Origin of the sequence: Microbacterium sp. P26, from assembly GCF_023712585.1 — a bacterium.
In the GTDB taxonomy this organism is placed as follows: domain Bacteria; phylum Actinomycetota; class Actinomycetes; order Actinomycetales; family Microbacteriaceae; genus Microbacterium; species Microbacterium algihabitans_A.
The window spans coordinates 156,998-173,561 of the sequence record NZ_JAMAXZ010000009.1; the positions used below are offsets into that span (position 1 = coordinate 156,998).

A 16,564-nucleotide genomic window follows, 5' to 3' on the forward strand; every position below is an offset into this window, starting at 1 on the left:
ACCTAGGGTGAAAGGGGGTGTCCACTGTGACGGATGCCGTGTCGACCTCTGGTACAAGGCCCGCGGTGATGCACACGCTCACCGCGGTGCAATCGCTCAGTGACGCTCTCGACCGCATGCACAGCGGCATGAAGGGCGATATGGATATGAATGCCAGCGACCTCGCCACGCTGCGCATGCTCACCATTCGCGAAAGACGCGGGCAGATTGTCAGCCCGCACGACGTGGCGACGCATCTGCGCATTTCGACCGCGTCGACCACCAAGCTCATCGACCGTCTCGTCGCGTCGGGTCATCTCGAGCGTCGGCCTCACCCCTCGGATGGCCGTGCCCGCGTGGTCGTGCTCACCGAGAAGTCGCGGCGCGAGTTCTTCCGGCACTTCGGCGGCCATCTGATGGCCATGGGCGAGACCGCGGCGGCGTTCGACGACGAGCAGCTCGAGACCATCACCCGCTTCATCGACGACCTCACCACCGCCATCTCGACGGACGACTGAGCCCCTCTCTGCGGCCGGTTCGGGCGTGCTCCGTTTCGCCCGTCTCAGGCTCAACCTCACCCGAGACCGGGGATCGGCCCCCGCGCGACCCGCACGCCAACGTCGTCGAAGGCGTCGCGCGGCCGCCCTCCGCGCCGCGCTGCCGCCCGCACCTCGGCCGGGGCATCCGACCAGCCGCCCCCGCGGAAGACGCGCGCGTCGCTCTCGCCCTCGGGGTCGTAGAGGTCGCTGCACCACTCCCACACGTTGCCGAGGGTGTCGAAGAGGCCGTGCAGGTTCGGCATCCGTCCCCCGACGTCGACGGGGCCGCGTAGGCCGTCTGCGGCCGTCCAGGCGATGTCGCGCACGGGGCCGTAGGCGGGCCCGGTGGCTCCGGCGCGGCAGGCGTACTCCCACTCGTCTTCGGTCGGCAGGCGGAAGCCGTCGGAGTCGGGATCGGGGCGCACCACCTCGCCGTCGAACGAGTAGACCGGGTCGAGGCCCTCCCACTCGCTCAGCGCGTTGCACAGGCGGATGGCCCGCAGCCAGCTGATCTCGGTCGCCGGATGCCGCGGACTGCGCGCCGGGATGCCGATGAGGTCGGCCACTTGCTCTTCGGTCACAGGGTAGACGCCGATCTCGAACGCCGCGACGACGATCTCGCGCCGCTCGACGCCCCGCAGGTCGCCGCGCAGCACGCTGCCGGCGGCGATGCGCGCCATCTCGACGTCGGTCACGCGCACACCGCAGACGGCGCCGGGAGGGCGGGGGAGCGGCGGTCGCGACGCGCGCGATCGAGGCGGGGGGAGAAGAGCATGTGCCCAGTGAAGCGGGCCGGAGGGCCGCATCGAGGTGGGTTGACGCGCGAGGCGAGACGCCGCGTGTGGCGAGCCGGGGGGCCGCAACGCTATCTGTGGGGCGCGAGGTGCGCGGTGGGGGGAGGGGGTGCAAGCCGGGGGGCCGCAACGCAGTCTGTGGGTGGGTGAAGCGGGGGAGCGTGCCGGGGGGCCGCAACGCAGTTCGTGGGTGTGGGTCAGTCGTCTTCGAACATGGGCTCCCAGCCGGGCTCGAAGGGGTCTTCGGGCAGGCCGGTCTCTCGTCCGCGGTTGTCGATGGCGTCTTGCCACCGGATGCCGATGTCTTCCGGTGCGGTGACCTCGAGGCACTCGGGGCACCGCCAGCACGCCTCGATGAGGGAGCCGAAGGGTTCGAGTGAAACGAGGCATTCGCCGCACTTGGGAGATGACATCCAGTCGTTCACGTCGATGACGCTAGCTTGGGCGTCTGGCTGCCGCGGGGGTGCCGGGAGCGGGTGAAGTCGGCGCGATTTTCGGACGTGTGGAGCGCCCATGGGAACGACGAAGGGGCCACCACCGACCTGAGTCGATGACGGCCCCTTCGTGAGGTGTGTCTTACGCGCCTTCGTTGCGACGACGCGTCTTGGTGACGACCAGCACAGCCGCACCGGCGAGCACGAGGGCTCCGCCGCCGACCCAGATGCCGAGCATCGAGTCGGTGTTCATGCCGGTCGCGGGAAGGGCGTTGCTGCCGCCGGCGTTGGTGCCGCCGCCGGTCGAGCCGCCGCCGGTGCCTGCACCGGTTCCGGGCGAGCCATCGGCACGAGCGCCCGAGGCCGCGAGGGTGTAGGTACCAACGGGGTTGGCGGGAAGGGTGACGACCGCGGTCGCGTTGCCCGAAGCGTCAGCCGTCTTCGTGACCGACGCCGACGAGACGGGCAGGTTGGCCGTGGCGATGTTGGCGCCCGTGACGCCAACACCGACGAGAGTGAAGGTGACGTCGGTATTGGGCTGGAAGCCGGCGATGTCCACAGCGCCGTCGGAGGTAATGGTCTGGGTGACGGTTCCGGGGCCGGTCGGCACGTATGCCTGAGCGACAGCCGGGGCTGCGAAGAGCAGCGCGCCGGCGAGAGCGAGAGATGCGCCCGCCTTCGTGATGTTGAGCTTCATGAGTGCCTGCTTTCGTTACCGGCGTGCCGGTGCTGAGATGGACCGCTCCGTATGCGTTGACCCTGTGGCGCGCAAGGGGTGGACAACGATGAAGCGACGAGTGAATGAAAGATCATTCTGAGTATTGCTTAGGTGCCCCCTGGAAGCAAACTGAGAGCGTTTCCGCAATGTAAACATTTCGCAAATGGAATGAGGCCTGCATTTCGCGGGTCGTCGCCGTCATTTGAGCGTCGCCGTTGCGAGGGATTCGCACGTGGTGGCGACCACCGGGCTGATGGATTGATCGGCCGTCGGGGTCACGATCGCTTCGGCGTCGGTGGCTGCCGAGGTCGTCTTTACGACTACTGAGATCGAGTCAGTCTGTCCCGGCTGGAGGTTCACCCCGTAGCTGAGCACCTCTCGCCCCTGAAGACCGGCTGAGGTGAAGCTGGCGCCGTTTGACGCCTGCGCCGACACCAGGGTGTAGCCCTGCGGCAGGTAGACGTTGCCGGTGACGGCCACGATTCCCGGCGCGACGCCGAACAGGCCGTTGGCGGTGACGTAGAGGGGGAGCGACGTCGCCGCGTCGGCAGGGGCGCTGCTCGTCAGATTGACGGTCAATGTGAGTCGACGGGTGGCTGCGTGGCCCGGAGTGCCGCACCCGCTCCACGCGAGTGACACGTCGGGCTTGAGGTAGTAGCTCATTTTCGAGCCGGCGGCGTCGCTGAAGTACACGCCGAAGCGCGCCGTGTCGTCATCGGTGATCGGCAAATTGCCGGCCATCGACGAACCGTCGAGAAGTGATTGCTCGTCTTCGTGCGCGCTCCACAGAAGGACGCGTCGTTCGTCAGCGCCTCGCGCGAGGGCCGTCAGAAGCCCGGTGCTCGAGCCGCGGCCTTCGATGAACGCGGTGAAGATCGATGCCGATGAGGCCGCGAAGAAGGGGTCCTGCGTGGTCGGGTCGGGGTAGCGCTTGTACACCTCACTCAAGAAGAGCGACACCGCATTGTCTGCGTTGATCGTCGACCCGTCGGGAAGCACGACGGGGCCCGTCGCTTTCAGGAGATAGGACAATACGACCGGGTCGATCGCGATGACGCCATCGACTTCATTACCGGTGAGCTGGCGATACATGTCGCGGGCGAGCGGTCCGTCGAAGGTGAAGTCAGGAATCTGCGTGAGGTTCTGGAAGTAACGCGCTGGTCGCGTGCCGTACACCGCCTGCACGTCCGCGGGCAAAGTGGTCACCGGCCCGCGTATGCCGGCGGAGAGTGCTGTGCCCGACTCCGTGCCGACCAGAGTAATGCCGCCGGCGTCTGTGCGCAGCAGAAGCGAGGTTCCCGCGATTCCTCCCAGTGATCGCATCTCGGCGTTGTTCTGGACGAGCACGAGGTACGACCGCGGACCCGATTCGCCGAGCATGCCCGGAAGAAGTTGCGTGGCGGTCGATAGCGCGTCGAGAGCGCCCGCCGCGCGGGAGAACAGTCCCTCTGATTGGTCGACGGCGTCGCCGAGCTTGCCGACGAGCGGAGTGCGGTTCACGTGCTTGATCGCAGTCAGCGCGTGATCCGCATGGGCCGCGGCCTGTTCAGCGGGCTCTTTTATCGAGCTGAGTGAACTCGTGTCGATGCGACCGTTTACGGGCTTGAGCGCGTCGAGCACCCCCGCCTGCGTTGACTCCGCCAGGGGCAGCACGCCGAGCCGAAGGAGTTCGTCGGCGGACGCGGTGACCGTGCTCACCGCCTCAAGTTGAGGTCCGATCCACGGAGTCTGGGCGACGACAGCCCAAATCGGGTCAGACGTCAGGTCGTGCGCTGCCCGCGTGTGATCGCTGAGGGCGCGCAAGCCGTCGACGGCCTGGCTCGGATCGCCCGTGAACGACGAGACGAGCTCGGGTGCCTTCGTGCGGATTTGATCGAGGTGAACAGCGGCAAGACCACCTCGAACCCCGACCCATCCGAACGCGAACACGCAGAGGATCAGGAAGCCGCCGAGCGCCCAGACGGCGATGCGCCCGATGGTGCGTGTGCGACGACCCCAGTTGGCGTCTGTCATGCGTCTCTTACCTTCGCCCGTCGCGCAGTATGGGTGCGGTCGGTTCCCGCTGCTGCGCTGAACTCAGTTCTCACGAAGGGTCTCGCGCGACGCGCGACGGGGGCCGAACCCCAGTTCCTCGAGCGACCCGTCGCCGCGAGTGGGGCGCGAGTCCGACTTCTTCGGGCGGGCCTGTCGCTTCGTTCCGCGGCCTTCCTTTTCCGGGGTTTCTCGGTAACCATAGCCATACCCGTAGCCGTAACCCGTGTAGTACGAGTCGGGTCCGCGGGTGGGAACCATCGACATCACAAAGCCGGCGAGCTTGGCCCCGACAGTGTTGAGTGCCTCGGTGGCACCGGTCAGCTGGTGCTTTGTGGTCTTGCCCGCGGCGACCACCATGAGGGCGCCGCTTGTCGCGCGCGCCAGAATGGCGGCGTCCGTGACGGGAAGCAGCGGAGGAGCGTCACAGAGTACGACGTCGAACTCGCGCTCGAGCATCTCGAGAAGAAGACTCATGTGCGACGACCCGAGCAGTTCGCTGGGGTTGGGCGGAATCTTTCCGGCCGGCAGCACGTAGAGGCTGCGATTACCCCAGGGCAACATGACTTCGTTGACCTGGGCGCGCCCGATGAGCACGTCGGTGAGCCCGGCGCCGCCCTCGATTCCAAGGTACTCGGCGACCTTCGGCTTGCGCAGGTCGGTGTCGATCAACGCGACGCGCTTGCCGGCGTCAGCTAGAGCGATGGCCAGATTGATGGTTGTCGTCGACTTGCCCTCGCTGGGGATTGAGCTTGTGACGACGAAGCTCGAGCGCCCACCCATGTCGAGGAACTGCAGGTTGGTGCGGAGCGCACGGAACGACTCAGCTCGCGGGCTGAGCGGGTCGGCGTGGACAATGAGCGGGCGCTCCTTGGCCTTCGTGTCGTAGGCGATGGCGCCGATGCTCGGGGCTCCGGTCGCTTGTTCGGCGTCGCGGGGGGTGCGCACCCGGTTGTCGAGGGCAGTCCGCAGCGCGGTGGTTCCGATACCTGCTGCAAGGCCGATGAGGGCGCCGAGCAGAAGGTTGAGCGGAATACTCGGGCTGGAGGGCGCCACAGGGGTCTGTGCGTCGCGCACTCGGCTGAGCCGCACCGGGCTCGATCCGTCGTCAGCCTCGGGCTCGAGCTTCGGCACGACGGTGGCCAGACTCTCGGCGATGGCATTCGCGATCGACGCAGCCGAATCCGCACTCGGATTCGACACGACCACAGTGATCAGGGTGGAGTTGAGAGCGGCCGACGCTTTCACGTCGCTCGAGAGCTGGTCGCTCGTCTGATCGAGGCCCAGCTGCGAGATCACGGGGTCGAGCACGATCGGCGTGTTCACGAGTCCGACGTAGGTGTTGATGCGCGCCTGCGTGAAGCTTGAACCCTGCTGCAGCTCGGCGGTCGTACTTCCGGCCTGCGTCGAAACGAAGACCGTGCTCGACGACTCGTAGATCGGCGTGCGGGTCACCGTGTAAACGGTGGCCGCAGCCAGCCCAAGGAGTGTTAGCGCGACGACAACGAGCCAATTCTTCCGAAGGATCCGGATGTAATCGCTGAGCTCCATGGTGCCTCTCGAAGATGCGCGAGCCACAGTCGGGTGCGCTCGGAAATCCTCCACAGTCTGACATACGGATTGTTTCTCACCGGTTTTCACCAGGCGTCCGGCTTGTGCATTCTGCGGAGTGTCATTGCGAGCGAACGGCTTGTACGGCTGAGACGCGAACATCACAGTAGGTTTGGCCGCGTGAGTGACGAATCCCGCGGCACATTGTCCGCGACTCCGCCGACGCGCGCATCGATGCGGTCCGAGAGAGGCACTGCTGCCGCCCCATCGGCGCAAGAAGGCTCCCGCCTCGACGTCGACTGGCGCTCGGGGGATCGTCCGATTCAGAGGGCGTCGATGAGCGCGCTCGCCGCCGTCCTGGTTGGCGGTGGACTTGGTGTGCTCGCCGCCGCCGTGGTGAACGGTCTCACCAACGGCATGTCCGGACTTGTTCCTACTGCAGCTCTGTGGACCGGCATGTTGGTGGCGGTCATCTTTTCGTTCGTGGTCCAGCGCACACCGGGACTGTTCCAACTGCGTTTCTCGGACGTCGTCTGGGGAATCGGCGGGGCAGCCTTGCTCCGCACCGTCGCCGGTCTGATCAGCGGCGCCACCGCTGCCCCCTTTCCTACGACGAATGGCGTCACTGTTTCGTTGTCGTCGTGGGCCCTGCAAGAGGGACTGCCGGCCGGTCTCATCGGTCCTGTCGTCGAGGAGATGTTCTTCCGCGCGGTACTTCTTGTTGCCCTCTATCGATTGCTTAGGCCGCGTGCCGGAGCCATAACGGCCGGCGCGGCATCCGCGCTGATCTCCGCCGGGTTGTTCGTTCTTCTCCACGCAGCCTTCGCGCCCCTGGCGCTTCCTGACTCGATTCAGCTCCTCGCGCTGGGCCTTGTCTGTTCGCTTCTCGTGCTCTTGACGGGGCGCATATGGGGAGCGCTTTTGCTCCACATCAGCTACAACGCGTCGTTTCTTCTGCTGGCAGTCGTGGGCTCACTGCTCGCCTGACGTAGGGGAACGTGTCACGCGCGTCGGGCGTGCCGAGTCGAGCGTCCGACGCGGCTAGACCGCTCTCACGTAGGTCTTGAGCGATTCCTCTGCGGGTGCGGGGGTGTAGCCGGTGTTTTCGAGGGTGGTGGTGTCGAGGATGCTGTTGCGGGGGCGGGGGGCGATGGGTCCGGTGGTGGTGGCGTAGTAGTCGTCGGTGCTGACGCCGGTGACGCGGGCGGGGTCGTGGCCGGTGAGGGCGAACACCTGTGCGGCGATCTGTGCCCAGGAGCGGGGTTCGCCGGTGCCGGTGAGGTTGTAGGTGCCGTGGGGGGGCGTGGGTGTGCAGGAGGTGGCGGATGCCGCGGGCGAGGTCGTCGGTGAAGGTGAGGCGCCCGATCTGGTCGTCGACGACGCGGGGGTCGATGCCGCGGGCGGCGAGGGAGGCCATGGTGCGCACGAAGTTGTTGCCGTCGCCGATGACCCAGCTGGTGCGGAGGATGTAGTGGAGGGGGACGGTGGCGACGAGGGCGTCGCCGGCGGCTTTGGTCTGCCCGTAGACGCCGAGGGGGCGCACCGGGTCGGTCTCGGTGTACGGGCCGGTTTTGGTGCCGTCGAAGACGTAGTCGCTGGAGACGTGGACGAGGGTGATGCCGTGGGTGGCGGCGATGCGGGCGAGGGCGGCGACAGCGGTGACGTTGGCGGCCCAGGCGTCTTCGCGGCCGTCGGGGGTTTCGGCGGCGTCGACGTTGGTGTGGGCGGCGGCGTTGATGATGGTGTCGTACTCGCGCCAGCGGCGGGCGGTGCCCAGCTCGGGTGAGGTGAGATCGAGATCCTCTCGGGTGGCGTACTCCATCCAGGGGTGCTCACCGAACTCCGCCCGCAGGGCCCGGCCCAGCTGACCGCTCGCGCCGGTGATGAGGGTTTTCTTCGGCGGCATCGGCACGACATCGGCCAGCCGCGGGTGTGCGAGGTCTTTCGCGCTCATCTCGGCGTCGGCGAGGGGGATGGGCCAGTCGATGGCGGCGGTTTCGTCGGCGAGGTTGAGGAAGGTGTAGGTCGCGTCGGGTGACCAGTGGTCGGTGACGAGGTAGGTGTAGGCCGTGTCGGGCTCGAGGGTCTGGTACGAGTTTCCGACGCCGCGCGGTACGAACACGGCTGTGCCGGGGTCGATGGTGGTGGCGAAGGTCGTTCCGAAGGTGGGTCCTTCTCGCAGGTCGACCCAGGCGGCGAAGACGCGTCCGGTGGCGACGGAGACGTATTTGTCCCAGGGTTCGGCGTGGATGCCGCGGGTGGTGCCGACGGCGTCGTTGAAGGAGATGTTGTTCTGCACCGGGCGGAAGTCGCGCAGACCGAGGGCGGTCATCTTCTCGCGTTGCCAGTTCTCTTTGAACCAGCCGCGGGAATCGCCGTGGACGGGGAGGTCGACGACCAGCAGCCCGGGTATTGCGGTGGCGCGGACGTTCAGCTCGTTGCCGAATGCGGTCACCGGTGTCACTGCCCCTTGCTGGCGTAGAAGGCTTCTACGCCGTCTTTGGCGGGGGCCCACCAGGCTTCGTTGTCGCGGTACCAGTCGATGGTCGCGGCAAGACCCGACGCGAAGTCGCCGTAGGTGGGGGTCCATCCCAGTTCGGTGCGCAGTTTGGTGGAGTCGATCGCGTAGCGCAGGTCGTGGCCGGGACGGTCGGTGACCAGGTCGTAGGCGTCGGCGGGGTGCCCGGTGATCTGGAGGATCATCTCCACGACGCTCTTGTTGTCTTTCTCCCCGTCCGCACCGATCAGGTAGGTCTCACCGATCCGACCTTTGTCGAGGATGGTGAGCACGGCGGAGGAGTGATCGTCGGCGTGGATCCAGTCGCGCACGTTCTCGCCCGTGCCGTACAACTTCGGGCGGATGCCGCGCAGCACGTTGGTGATCTGGCGGGGGATGAACTTCTCGACGTGCTGGTAGGGGCCGTAGTTGTTGGAGCAGTTGCTGATCGTCGCGCGGACCCCGAAGGAACGCACCCACGCCCGCACCAGCAGATCCGACCCCGCCTTGGTGGAGGAGTACGGCGAGGAGGGGTTGTACGGGGTGTTCTCGGTGAAACGGGCCGGGTCATCGAGTTCGAGGTCGCCGTAGACCTCGTCGGTGGAGATGTGGTGGAACCGTGTCTCGTGACGGCGTGCGGCTTCCAGCAGGGTGTAGGTGCCGATGATGTTGGTGTCCAGGAACGGACGCGGGTCGTGCAGGGAGTTGTCGTTGTGCGACTCGGCGGCGTAGTGCACCACCGCGTCCGCTTCCGCGACGAGGGGATCCACGACAGAGGCGTCGGCGATGTCGCCCACCACCAGTCGCACCCGCTCGGCGGGGAGGCCGGCGAGGGAGGCTTCGTTGCCGGCGTAGGTGAGCTTGTCCAGCACCGTCACGGTGTGATCGGTGTGCTCCACGACGTGGTGGACGAAGTTGGATCCGATGAACCCGGCACCGCCGGTGACGAGAAGGTGCGCCATCAGCGGCCTCTTTCCAAAATCTCCAGCAGGTACGACCCGTACCCGGACTTCACCAGCTTGTGCGCACGCTCGGCGACCTCGTCATCGGTGAGGAACCCCTGCCGCCACGCGACCTCCTCCGGCACCCCGATGCGAAGCCCCGTGCGCCGCTCCATCGTGCGGACATAATCCGCGGCATCCGTCATCTGATCGAACGTGCCCGTGTCCAGCCACGCCGTCCCCCGCGGAAGGACCTCGACCTGCAGCTTGCCGCGGCGCAGGTACTCGGCGTTGATGTCCGTGATCTCGTACTCCCCCCGGGGAGAAGGAGCGAGGTTGCGGGCGATGTCGATCACATCGTTGTCGTAGAAATACAACCCCGGGACGGCGTAGTTCGACTTCGGGACCGCGGGCTTCTCCTCCAGGGAGACCGCCTTACCGTCATCGTCGAACTCGACCACCCCGTACGCCGACGGCTCCGCCACCCAATACGCGAACACCGCTCCACCGTCGACGTCGGCGTACCGCTTGAGCTGCGTACCCAGGCCGGGACCGTACAGAAGGTTGTCGCCCAGGACGAGGGCGACCTTGTCATCGCCGATGAAGTCGGCGCCGATGGTGAACGCCTGCGCCAACCCATCGGGGGAGGGTTGCTGCGCGAACTGCAGGTTCACCCCGAACTGCGATCCGTCGCCGAGCAGCCGCTCGAAGAACGGCGCATCATGCGGGGTCGTGATCACCAGAATGTCGCGGATGCCGGCGAGCATCAACGTCGACAACGGGTAGTAGACCATCGGCTTGTCGTACACCGGGATCAACTGCTTCGACACGCCCAAAGTGATCGGATGCAAACGCGTGCCGGAACCCCCGGCGAGAATGATGCCCTTCACCCGCCTGATTGTGTCAGTCATTCCGTGCACGCCCGGACACGAAATTGACGGAGAAACATTTCGCAGCGAGAACGTCACGTCGCCGTCACCTGCCCGTCAGCGCCCGCCCCGGGCGTTCATTAGACTCCGCATATGGCTTCCCCTATCCCTCGCGTCGCCGTCGCCATCATCACAGGCGGGACCCGGCCCGGACCGCTGAGGGACCTCCTTCTTTCGCTAGGGCAGCAAGAGGGTCGCGGGACCGAGTTCGAACTCGGTGTTGTCGTCGTGGATAACGCCTCGAAGGCGATGGTCGAGGACTTCTCCTCGATCCTCGAAGGTATTGAAGTTCGCACCGTCCGGGAAAGCACGCCGGGAATCCCCTTTGCGCGTAACAAAAGCGTGCAAGAGGCTCAGGAATGGGGAGCCGATGTGATCGCGTTCGTCGACGACGACGAGCGCGCCTCGTCGGCGTGGGTATCCAATGCGCTCCGCGCCATGAACGAGCACAAGGCTGATGCGGTCGCGGGTAGCGTGACATATCGGTTCGCACGCGACATTCCTGCGTGGCAGCGGCTTGGAGGATTCTATGACGAGCCCAACTATACCTCTGGTGCTATTTTACCCTTTGCCCGAACCACAAATCTTTTTGTAAAGTCCCTTGCAATAAGCCAAGTTGGGCATCCTGTGTTTGATGAGAAGCTTCAGTTCACCGGGGGATCTGATGTCGACTTCACTACGCGTCTCGTCGCGACGGGAGCACGCTTGGTGTGGTCAACTGAGGCAGGCACTGAAGAAGACGTCCCGTTCGAGCGCTGCGAAGCGAGTTGGGTTCTCCGGAGATCGCTTCGTGTAGGCAACAACATCGGACGCAGAGCCGCAAAGCAGCGGGGCTTGAGGGGCGTGCTGACTTGTCTGGCGATGGGACTACCTCGAGTCGGAGTCGGATCGGTGAAGACCCTCCTTGGCTTCTGTACAGGGAGGGCCGCTTGGGCTGGACAAGGCATACGGACGGCCATCCGCGGAGTAGGGATGCTAAGTGCCCCGATGCTCAGCTATGAGGAATACAAGCGTTGAAAACGTCCGGCGCTGGCATGCGGGGCATCGCCACATTCCTTCTCGTTAATCTGCTGATTATTAGGTTTCTCCGACCAATCGTATCGGCGCTGACGTTTGTCAGCTTCCGCTTATGGATAGATTGGTTGTTGCTTGGCGCGGTCCTTATTCGTGGGAAATGGATCAGGCTTGTTGGCCTTGACGGCCTTGTTGTGCTGACTCTCGCAGCCATCGTAATCGTGCAAAACCTTGCCGACCATGGCATCGGCTCAAGCGGCCTGGAGGAAGCGCTGAGCATTCCCCTCGTGCTCGGTCTGCCGCTCTTTTACGCGATGCTCGCACGAAACCAGCATAGGCCAACGTGGATTCGATACCTCAAGAGAACGCTCGTTCTCCTTAATATCTACTTCTACGTGAACGCGGTTATCATCATCGGACAGGTCGCGGGAGTCATACCCATCGCCCCGCAGTTCATCGCCGAGAATCCGTCACTCATAGATCACATGACAGGCTTGGTCGGTCTCAATGGCGTGAGTACGCTGAACTTCATCTGGATTGCCACGATTGCAGGTAACGTACGATTTATCCGCGACTCGAAATGGCGGCTGGTAGCTGTCGTTACGCAACTGGCTTTGGCCAGCTGGCTTTCGGTGCTGAACGACAACAAGATGTTCGTTGTCACCGCAGGGCTGAGCGCGGCGCTCATGCTAGCGATAAACCTTCGAACGATACGGCGGTGGATACCGATTCTGCTTCTCGGGGCTGCATGTGTATTTCCGTTCCTGGTAGACCTCTTCGAATCACTCGGAAGAACCGAATCAGGTGTGAGCCTCGATTTGGCAAGTATTTTGCTATATGACCCGAATCTGATGCCCAATCCAAACAATGAGCGTGCCTACATCAACTTTCTCGCTTATCACTGGTACAATGGATTCGGAAACGGGGTCGGGCTGGGAGTCGCAAATGCGGAATCCAAAGAAATACATATTCATCTTGGAATAAATTCTGCTTCTTTGCTTCTCATTCAGGGCGGTATTCCCCTTTTAGTCGTGACCACCATGATTCTTTTCGTCGGGCTTCGCGCCATAGTCGGTCGTCGAGGTGTGATGGCCGTGCTTATGCTGGCGGTGTTCACAGTGATGCTGGTCTATGTCTCAAACCCGATTGCCGACCGATACACGCTAACGGCCGTGTGCATCTTTATGGCGTTCGTCTCCGCGAATCCACCTGATCCTCAACCGCGGCTAGCAACTCACGCCAATAAGAGTCAATCCACTCCTGCAGCGTCGCGGACGAGTCGGGAAAAGGCGTCGCAAACGCTCCATCTGAAATGACCTTGCTCACCCCCTGGGCGAGCGCATCGGACGAACCTGGCGCTACTTGAACAAGTTGCGTCTCGAGTATGTATGAAGGCATCGATAGATATGCCCGCGACTCTCGCGTGATCACAACTTTCCCAGCGGCAAGCCCCTGGAGCACCTTGTTGGGGATGACGGAGCCAGCCTTGCTGGAGACGCCGAAGACGCCGAGCACGATGTTGGCCGCATCAAGGTAGCTGGCTAGTCGGTCGGCGCTCATAGAGTCTAGGAACTGGATATTTCCCGGGGCGTCTTTCTCGAGCTTGAGACGAGCCGACCCGGAACCGATCATCGTGACTGAGGTGTCGAGCTGGCGGAATGCCTCGATGATGACTTCAGCTCCATGCAACGGGATGTAATTCCCATAGAAGAGGATCCGGGGCGCACTCGCACTTGTTTCGTGATGTTGCGGCGGTTGAGCCCACGCAGGCGCTTCAACGGGGAGGACCATAGCCGCGGAGCGCGTAAGCCGCGGTATTGCCTCGGCTCTGGGTTGGGTGTCTCGCACGACGATATCGGGCGCGATGGCGGCTAAGACGTCCATCGATCGATGTAGACGTGCCCTCAGAGACCCTGCCTCAATCTGCGCCCAATCTTCCACATTTGTCTCGTAAAGGCCAACAAAAAAGTCGTGGACGAATACCGCTCGATGCTTAGTCGCTATCCATCGAGCGAGGGGAGTGAACTGTGCTGAGAATTCGGCTAACCACACGACATCCGGAAGGAAGCCGTCGTGTACTACTGCTTTGGCCTGACATGCCAAGAGCTTGGCGCGCGCAAAATATCCGGTCTTTTCGAACGGGAACGCTATGACCTGGACATCGTGTCCAGCCTCCTCGAATCTTCGCCGGATACTTGCGTTTCTTGGATACCCAGTGTCGTGAACCGCCAGCATCAGGACTCTCATGATCGCGCGATCTCTAGTGACTGCCAGAATTCATTGAAATTAGCTCGGTAGGCCTGGGGAGAGTACTTTGTCTCGTAAGACACCCGGGCCATCGCCCCTAAGCTGGCGGCCTCGTCCAGGGTTGCGTTCCGCAATAGTTTCGACAACGCGTCTGTGTGCCCGTTATCGAATGTTCGACCGTTGACGCCATCTTGGACGATGTGGCCAAGACCTCCGGCAGAGGTGCCAATCACGGCCCTACCGAGCGCGAACGCCTCGATCGCAATCAGCCCAAAAGGTTCGGGCAGGTCTGACGGCATTAGGACATAGTGAGTACGCACGATCTCTTCTCGAAGATCGCTGAGTTCACCGATGATTCGAACGCTGTCAGTCAAACCCAGATCAGCAACGATGCCTAGGACATCGACGGCGTCACCGGAAGGCGGGGGGCCGCCCGCGATCGAGAGAACGCCCGGCTCACCAGCGAGTTTCCACGCATGCAGCAAGGTTCTGTGGCCCTTCCAGGCGTTCCAACGGCTTGCGACTAGGAAGTTCAAGGGTGGTCCGGGGGGCTGCGGAGCAGGGACGGCCGGGCCGGCAGTAGAGTTTTGTATGGTCACTGTTCTTGTTCTGAGCTGCTTTGGCAGGGAATCTCCAACCGGCGAGGAGATCGCAACAACTCGGTCGCAAAGACGAGCGAGGAGTCCCATGATGCGGCTTTCAACTCCGTCGCGCCAGAGTTCTTGTGCATGGAGAATGACGGGTGTGCGTCTGCGGCGTACGAATGGCAGGTTCACGAGCATTGCGCTCGTCCCCAGCCATATGTAATCCGCACCTGCCTTTGTGATCACTTTCCGGGTGGTAAGGCATCTGCGGACAAGGACAGCCAGGGTCTTCGGGTGGAGATAAGCTCGTCTCAGGACCGCAATGTCTTCTATGTCGCACCGCACGCCGAGATCCGACAGTTTTGTTACCAAAGGCGATTCTGTCGTGGCCGCGTCCTGGGGAAGAATGACGTGAGGCGAAACTGACTCCGGCAGCGACTCGAGGACCCGCAGCAACATGCGATCCGCGCCGTACATATCGGCCGAGGAGTGAAGAATTACAATCTTCTTCACAGTTCCGTCCTCGTACGGATAACCTTAGCCGGCGTTCCTGCCGCGACGCTATAGGGAGGCAAGTCCTTATTCACTACACTGCCAGCGGCCACAACCGACCCTCGTCCAATCCGTACGTTCGGGAGGATGGTGACTCCACTAGCAATCCAACAGTCGTCTTCGATTACGACGGTGCCTCGCGTAACACCTTGGTCTTTGATTGGCACGTCCGGCTGGTCGAAGTTATGGTTCTCGGAAAATATCCGAACGCCAGGGCCCATGATTACGTCCCTACCGATCTCAATCCAGCCCGAGCAACCAATGAAGCCACCCGAATTTATGCTTGATCGATCCCCCATCTGGAGCCCCAAGCCCGGTTCTCCGCCGTAGTAGCTGCTAGGACGTATTTCGGTGCCCCGGCCTATCGACACCCCAGCCCCGAAGGACACGCCTCGTTGTGATGTGCCCTGCAAATCGACAAAGTCCTCAAGCACCAGACGACCATTAGACCGGATCTGACGAGCGCCCGACACCGTGACTCGGCGTCCGCGAAAGACCGGCCCGCGGGAATGGCTCAACAGCAATCGCAGGCCAAGACCGCGGATCATCATCCGCAACGCTCGCGCGTACGTACTTGGACGCCGCCTAGGAGCGGGTGCTGGATCGTATTCAGTGGGCACGAGATCCACGGCCCTTCTGTCGGTCGATGATGCCATTGAGTGCGGACTCATATCGAGCGCAGATGTCAGGCCAGTTGTAGTGAAGCTTGGCGCGCGCCATATTCGCCAAACTGAGCGAGCTTTGAAGCGCCGGGTCGTCCATCAGACTGAGCACCGATCGACAGATCTCATCTGGGTGTCCGCCACTTACCTGACGAAAATCAGCCAACACCTCCGCATTGTAGACGGTGTCACGCGCAACAACAGGTGCGCCTGCCATCATCGCCTGGACGAGAGCGGGGTTTGTCCCTCCCACCGTGTGTCCGTGGAAATAAACACCGGCGTGCTGCCAGAGGGACATCAGTAGGGCGTCATCTTTGAGATGACCCAGCCAGCGTACGTCACTTATCTCGGCATCCAGGCGAGCTGCGTGGGCGTCGAATTCGCCGTTGTATCCCTCAGAACCGACAATAACTACTGGATATTTAGCGGCAATCTTCGGCACGGCGGCGAAAAACTCGGCTATTGAATTCTCCGGCACAAATCGGGCCACTGCAATCACATACCCTCGGTGCGCCAGCCCCAGGGGCGCCTCGGAAGGTTGAGGTTGTTCGCCGCCGTAGGGAATGAAAGTGCCTCCCCTGCCAAATTCTTTTCTCCAGCGCGCATCGATTGCGACTGCGTCCATAACGAGCTCGGTGGCGTGTGAGGCGGTCAAGCGCGCACCGGCTTTGAACATCGATTTGGCGAGGCGGCCCCATTTGGCGCGATCCCACTCTATTCCGTCGACGTTCACAAGCGTCGGGATGCGTGCGGCACGGAGGAAAGGCAAGTAAAAGCCGTTCGCAACGTTCATAACGAGAGCCGCGTCGGGTCTTTTCCTCAACGCATGAAGCGATGCCGTGGCCCCGTATGACAGCGTCGAGAGAGATCTTGTGTCGAAGCCTCTAGTCACAACGGACGTCACTCTGTCGTCTGGCGTAAAGCCCTCAGGCGGTGATTCGTGTTGCCGCCCGTAGACGGTTACGTCCCACCCGGCTTCCGCAAGATAAGGGGCAAGTTTCCGTACTGCGGTTTCAAACCCGCCGTAAAAGGATGGGTAACCTCTCGTGCCGATTATCGCAACACTGGGCATGACTGGGCTCCAAAACTGTA

General features: G+C 63.2%; 14 protein-coding genes and 2 pseudogenes. 4 read left to right on the forward strand and 12 right to left on the reverse strand.

The window, feature by feature from the left end:
* The first annotated feature begins 17 nt into the window (after positions 1-17).
* Positions 18-497: a MarR family transcriptional regulator gene (locus M3667_RS16235; RefSeq protein ID WP_308196485.1), complete on the forward strand. Its 480-nt coding sequence runs from the start codon at positions 18-20 to the stop codon at positions 495-497.
* 56 nt (positions 498-553) lie between these two features.
* Here the strand turns inward: M3667_RS16235 and M3667_RS16240 are convergent, their stop codons facing one another.
* The 5 genes from M3667_RS16240 to M3667_RS16260 all read right to left on the reverse strand — a co-directional run bounded on the left by M3667_RS16240 (position 554) and on the right by M3667_RS16260 (position 6,046).
* Entirely contained in the window at positions 554-1,213 is a 660-nt protein-coding gene (locus tag M3667_RS16240; protein WP_251509557.1) for an SUMF1/EgtB/PvdO family nonheme iron enzyme, read from the reverse strand.
* A gap of 296 nt (positions 1,214-1,509) precedes the next feature.
* Complete coding sequence (locus M3667_RS16245; protein WP_251509558.1) at positions 1,510-1,737, reverse strand: hypothetical protein; 228 nt, start codon at positions 1,735-1,737, stop codon at positions 1,510-1,512.
* A 151-nt stretch (positions 1,738-1,888) separates the two neighbouring features.
* Positions 1,889-2,443, reverse strand: a complete 555-nt coding sequence (locus tag M3667_RS16250) for an LPXTG cell wall anchor domain-containing protein (protein ID WP_251509559.1) — start codon at positions 2,441-2,443, stop codon at positions 1,889-1,891.
* Between the two features lie 219 nt (positions 2,444-2,662).
* Positions 2,663-4,477 carry a DUF4012 domain-containing protein gene (locus M3667_RS16255; RefSeq protein WP_251509560.1) on the reverse strand — a complete coding sequence of 605 codons (1,815 nt, stop codon included), beginning with the start codon at positions 4,475-4,477 and terminating at the stop codon, positions 2,663-2,665.
* 63 nt (positions 4,478-4,540) lie between these two features.
* The gene (locus tag M3667_RS16260) at positions 4,541-6,046 is read right to left on the reverse strand and encodes a polysaccharide biosynthesis tyrosine autokinase (protein ID WP_251509599.1); all 1,506 of its coding nucleotides are present in this window, start codon (positions 6,044-6,046) and stop codon (positions 4,541-4,543) included.
* A 336-nt stretch (positions 6,047-6,382) separates the two neighbouring features.
* On the opposite strand from M3667_RS16260, the gene M3667_RS16265 reads away from it, so the two are divergent.
* Positions 6,383-7,033, forward strand: coding sequence for a CPBP family intramembrane glutamic endopeptidase (locus M3667_RS16265; RefSeq protein WP_251509561.1), 651 nt, complete (start codon positions 6,383-6,385; stop codon positions 7,031-7,033).
* Positions 7,034-7,087: 54 nt separating this feature from the next.
* Here M3667_RS16265 and M3667_RS16270 read toward each other — a convergent pair.
* The 3 genes and pseudogenes from M3667_RS16270 to rfbA form a co-directional block, all read right to left on the reverse strand.
* Positions 7,088-8,501: pseudogene (locus tag M3667_RS16270) on the reverse strand (sugar nucleotide-binding protein).
* 5 nt (positions 8,502-8,506) lie between these two features.
* Positions 8,507-9,505 carry a dTDP-glucose 4,6-dehydratase gene (gene rfbB, locus M3667_RS16275; protein ID WP_251509562.1) on the reverse strand — a complete coding sequence of 333 codons (999 nt, stop codon included), beginning with the start codon at positions 9,503-9,505 and terminating at the stop codon, positions 8,507-8,509.
* Positions 9,505-10,374: a glucose-1-phosphate thymidylyltransferase RfbA gene (gene rfbA, locus M3667_RS16280; protein WP_154096754.1), complete on the reverse strand. Its 870-nt coding sequence runs from the start codon at positions 10,372-10,374 to the stop codon at positions 9,505-9,507. Before rfbA ends, rfbB begins: the two co-directional genes overlap by 1 nt.
* A 132-nt stretch (positions 10,375-10,506) precedes the next feature.
* Between rfbA and M3667_RS16285 the strand changes: the two genes are divergently transcribed.
* Together M3667_RS16285 and M3667_RS16290 are read left to right on the forward strand one after the other, a co-directional pair.
* Positions 10,507-11,430, forward strand: coding sequence for a glycosyltransferase family 2 protein (locus tag M3667_RS16285; RefSeq protein ID WP_251509563.1), 924 nt, complete (start codon positions 10,507-10,509; stop codon positions 11,428-11,430).
* The gene (locus M3667_RS16290; RefSeq protein WP_251509564.1) at positions 11,427-12,743 is read left to right on the forward strand and encodes a hypothetical protein; all 1,317 of its coding nucleotides are present in this window, start codon (positions 11,427-11,429) and stop codon (positions 12,741-12,743) included. Before M3667_RS16285 ends, M3667_RS16290 begins: the two co-directional genes overlap by 4 nt.
* A gap of 46 nt (positions 12,744-12,789) precedes the next feature.
* On the opposite strand, the pseudogene M3667_RS17150 reads toward M3667_RS16290, so the two are convergent.
* The 4 genes and pseudogenes from M3667_RS17150 to M3667_RS16300 all read right to left on the reverse strand — a co-directional run.
* Positions 12,790-13,674: pseudogene (locus M3667_RS17150) on the reverse strand (glycosyltransferase); the annotation flags it as partial.
* On the reverse strand, positions 13,671-14,771 hold the full coding sequence (locus M3667_RS17095; protein ID WP_251509565.1) for a glycosyltransferase family 4 protein: 1,101 nt from the start codon (positions 14,769-14,771) through the stop codon (positions 13,671-13,673). The pseudogene M3667_RS17150 and the gene M3667_RS17095, both read right to left, overlap by 4 nt.
* Positions 14,768-15,481 (reverse strand): hypothetical protein, encoded by a 714-nt coding sequence (locus M3667_RS17155; protein ID WP_368859162.1) that lies wholly within the window; start codon positions 15,479-15,481, stop codon positions 14,768-14,770. The genes M3667_RS17095 and M3667_RS17155 overlap by 4 nt, the downstream gene beginning before the upstream one ends.
* Positions 15,420-16,544 carry a glycosyltransferase gene (locus tag M3667_RS16300; RefSeq protein WP_251509566.1) on the reverse strand — a complete coding sequence of 375 codons (1,125 nt, stop codon included), beginning with the start codon at positions 16,542-16,544 and terminating at the stop codon, positions 15,420-15,422. The genes M3667_RS17155 and M3667_RS16300 overlap by 62 nt, the downstream gene beginning before the upstream one ends.
* Between the last annotated feature and the right edge of the window lie 20 nt (positions 16,545-16,564).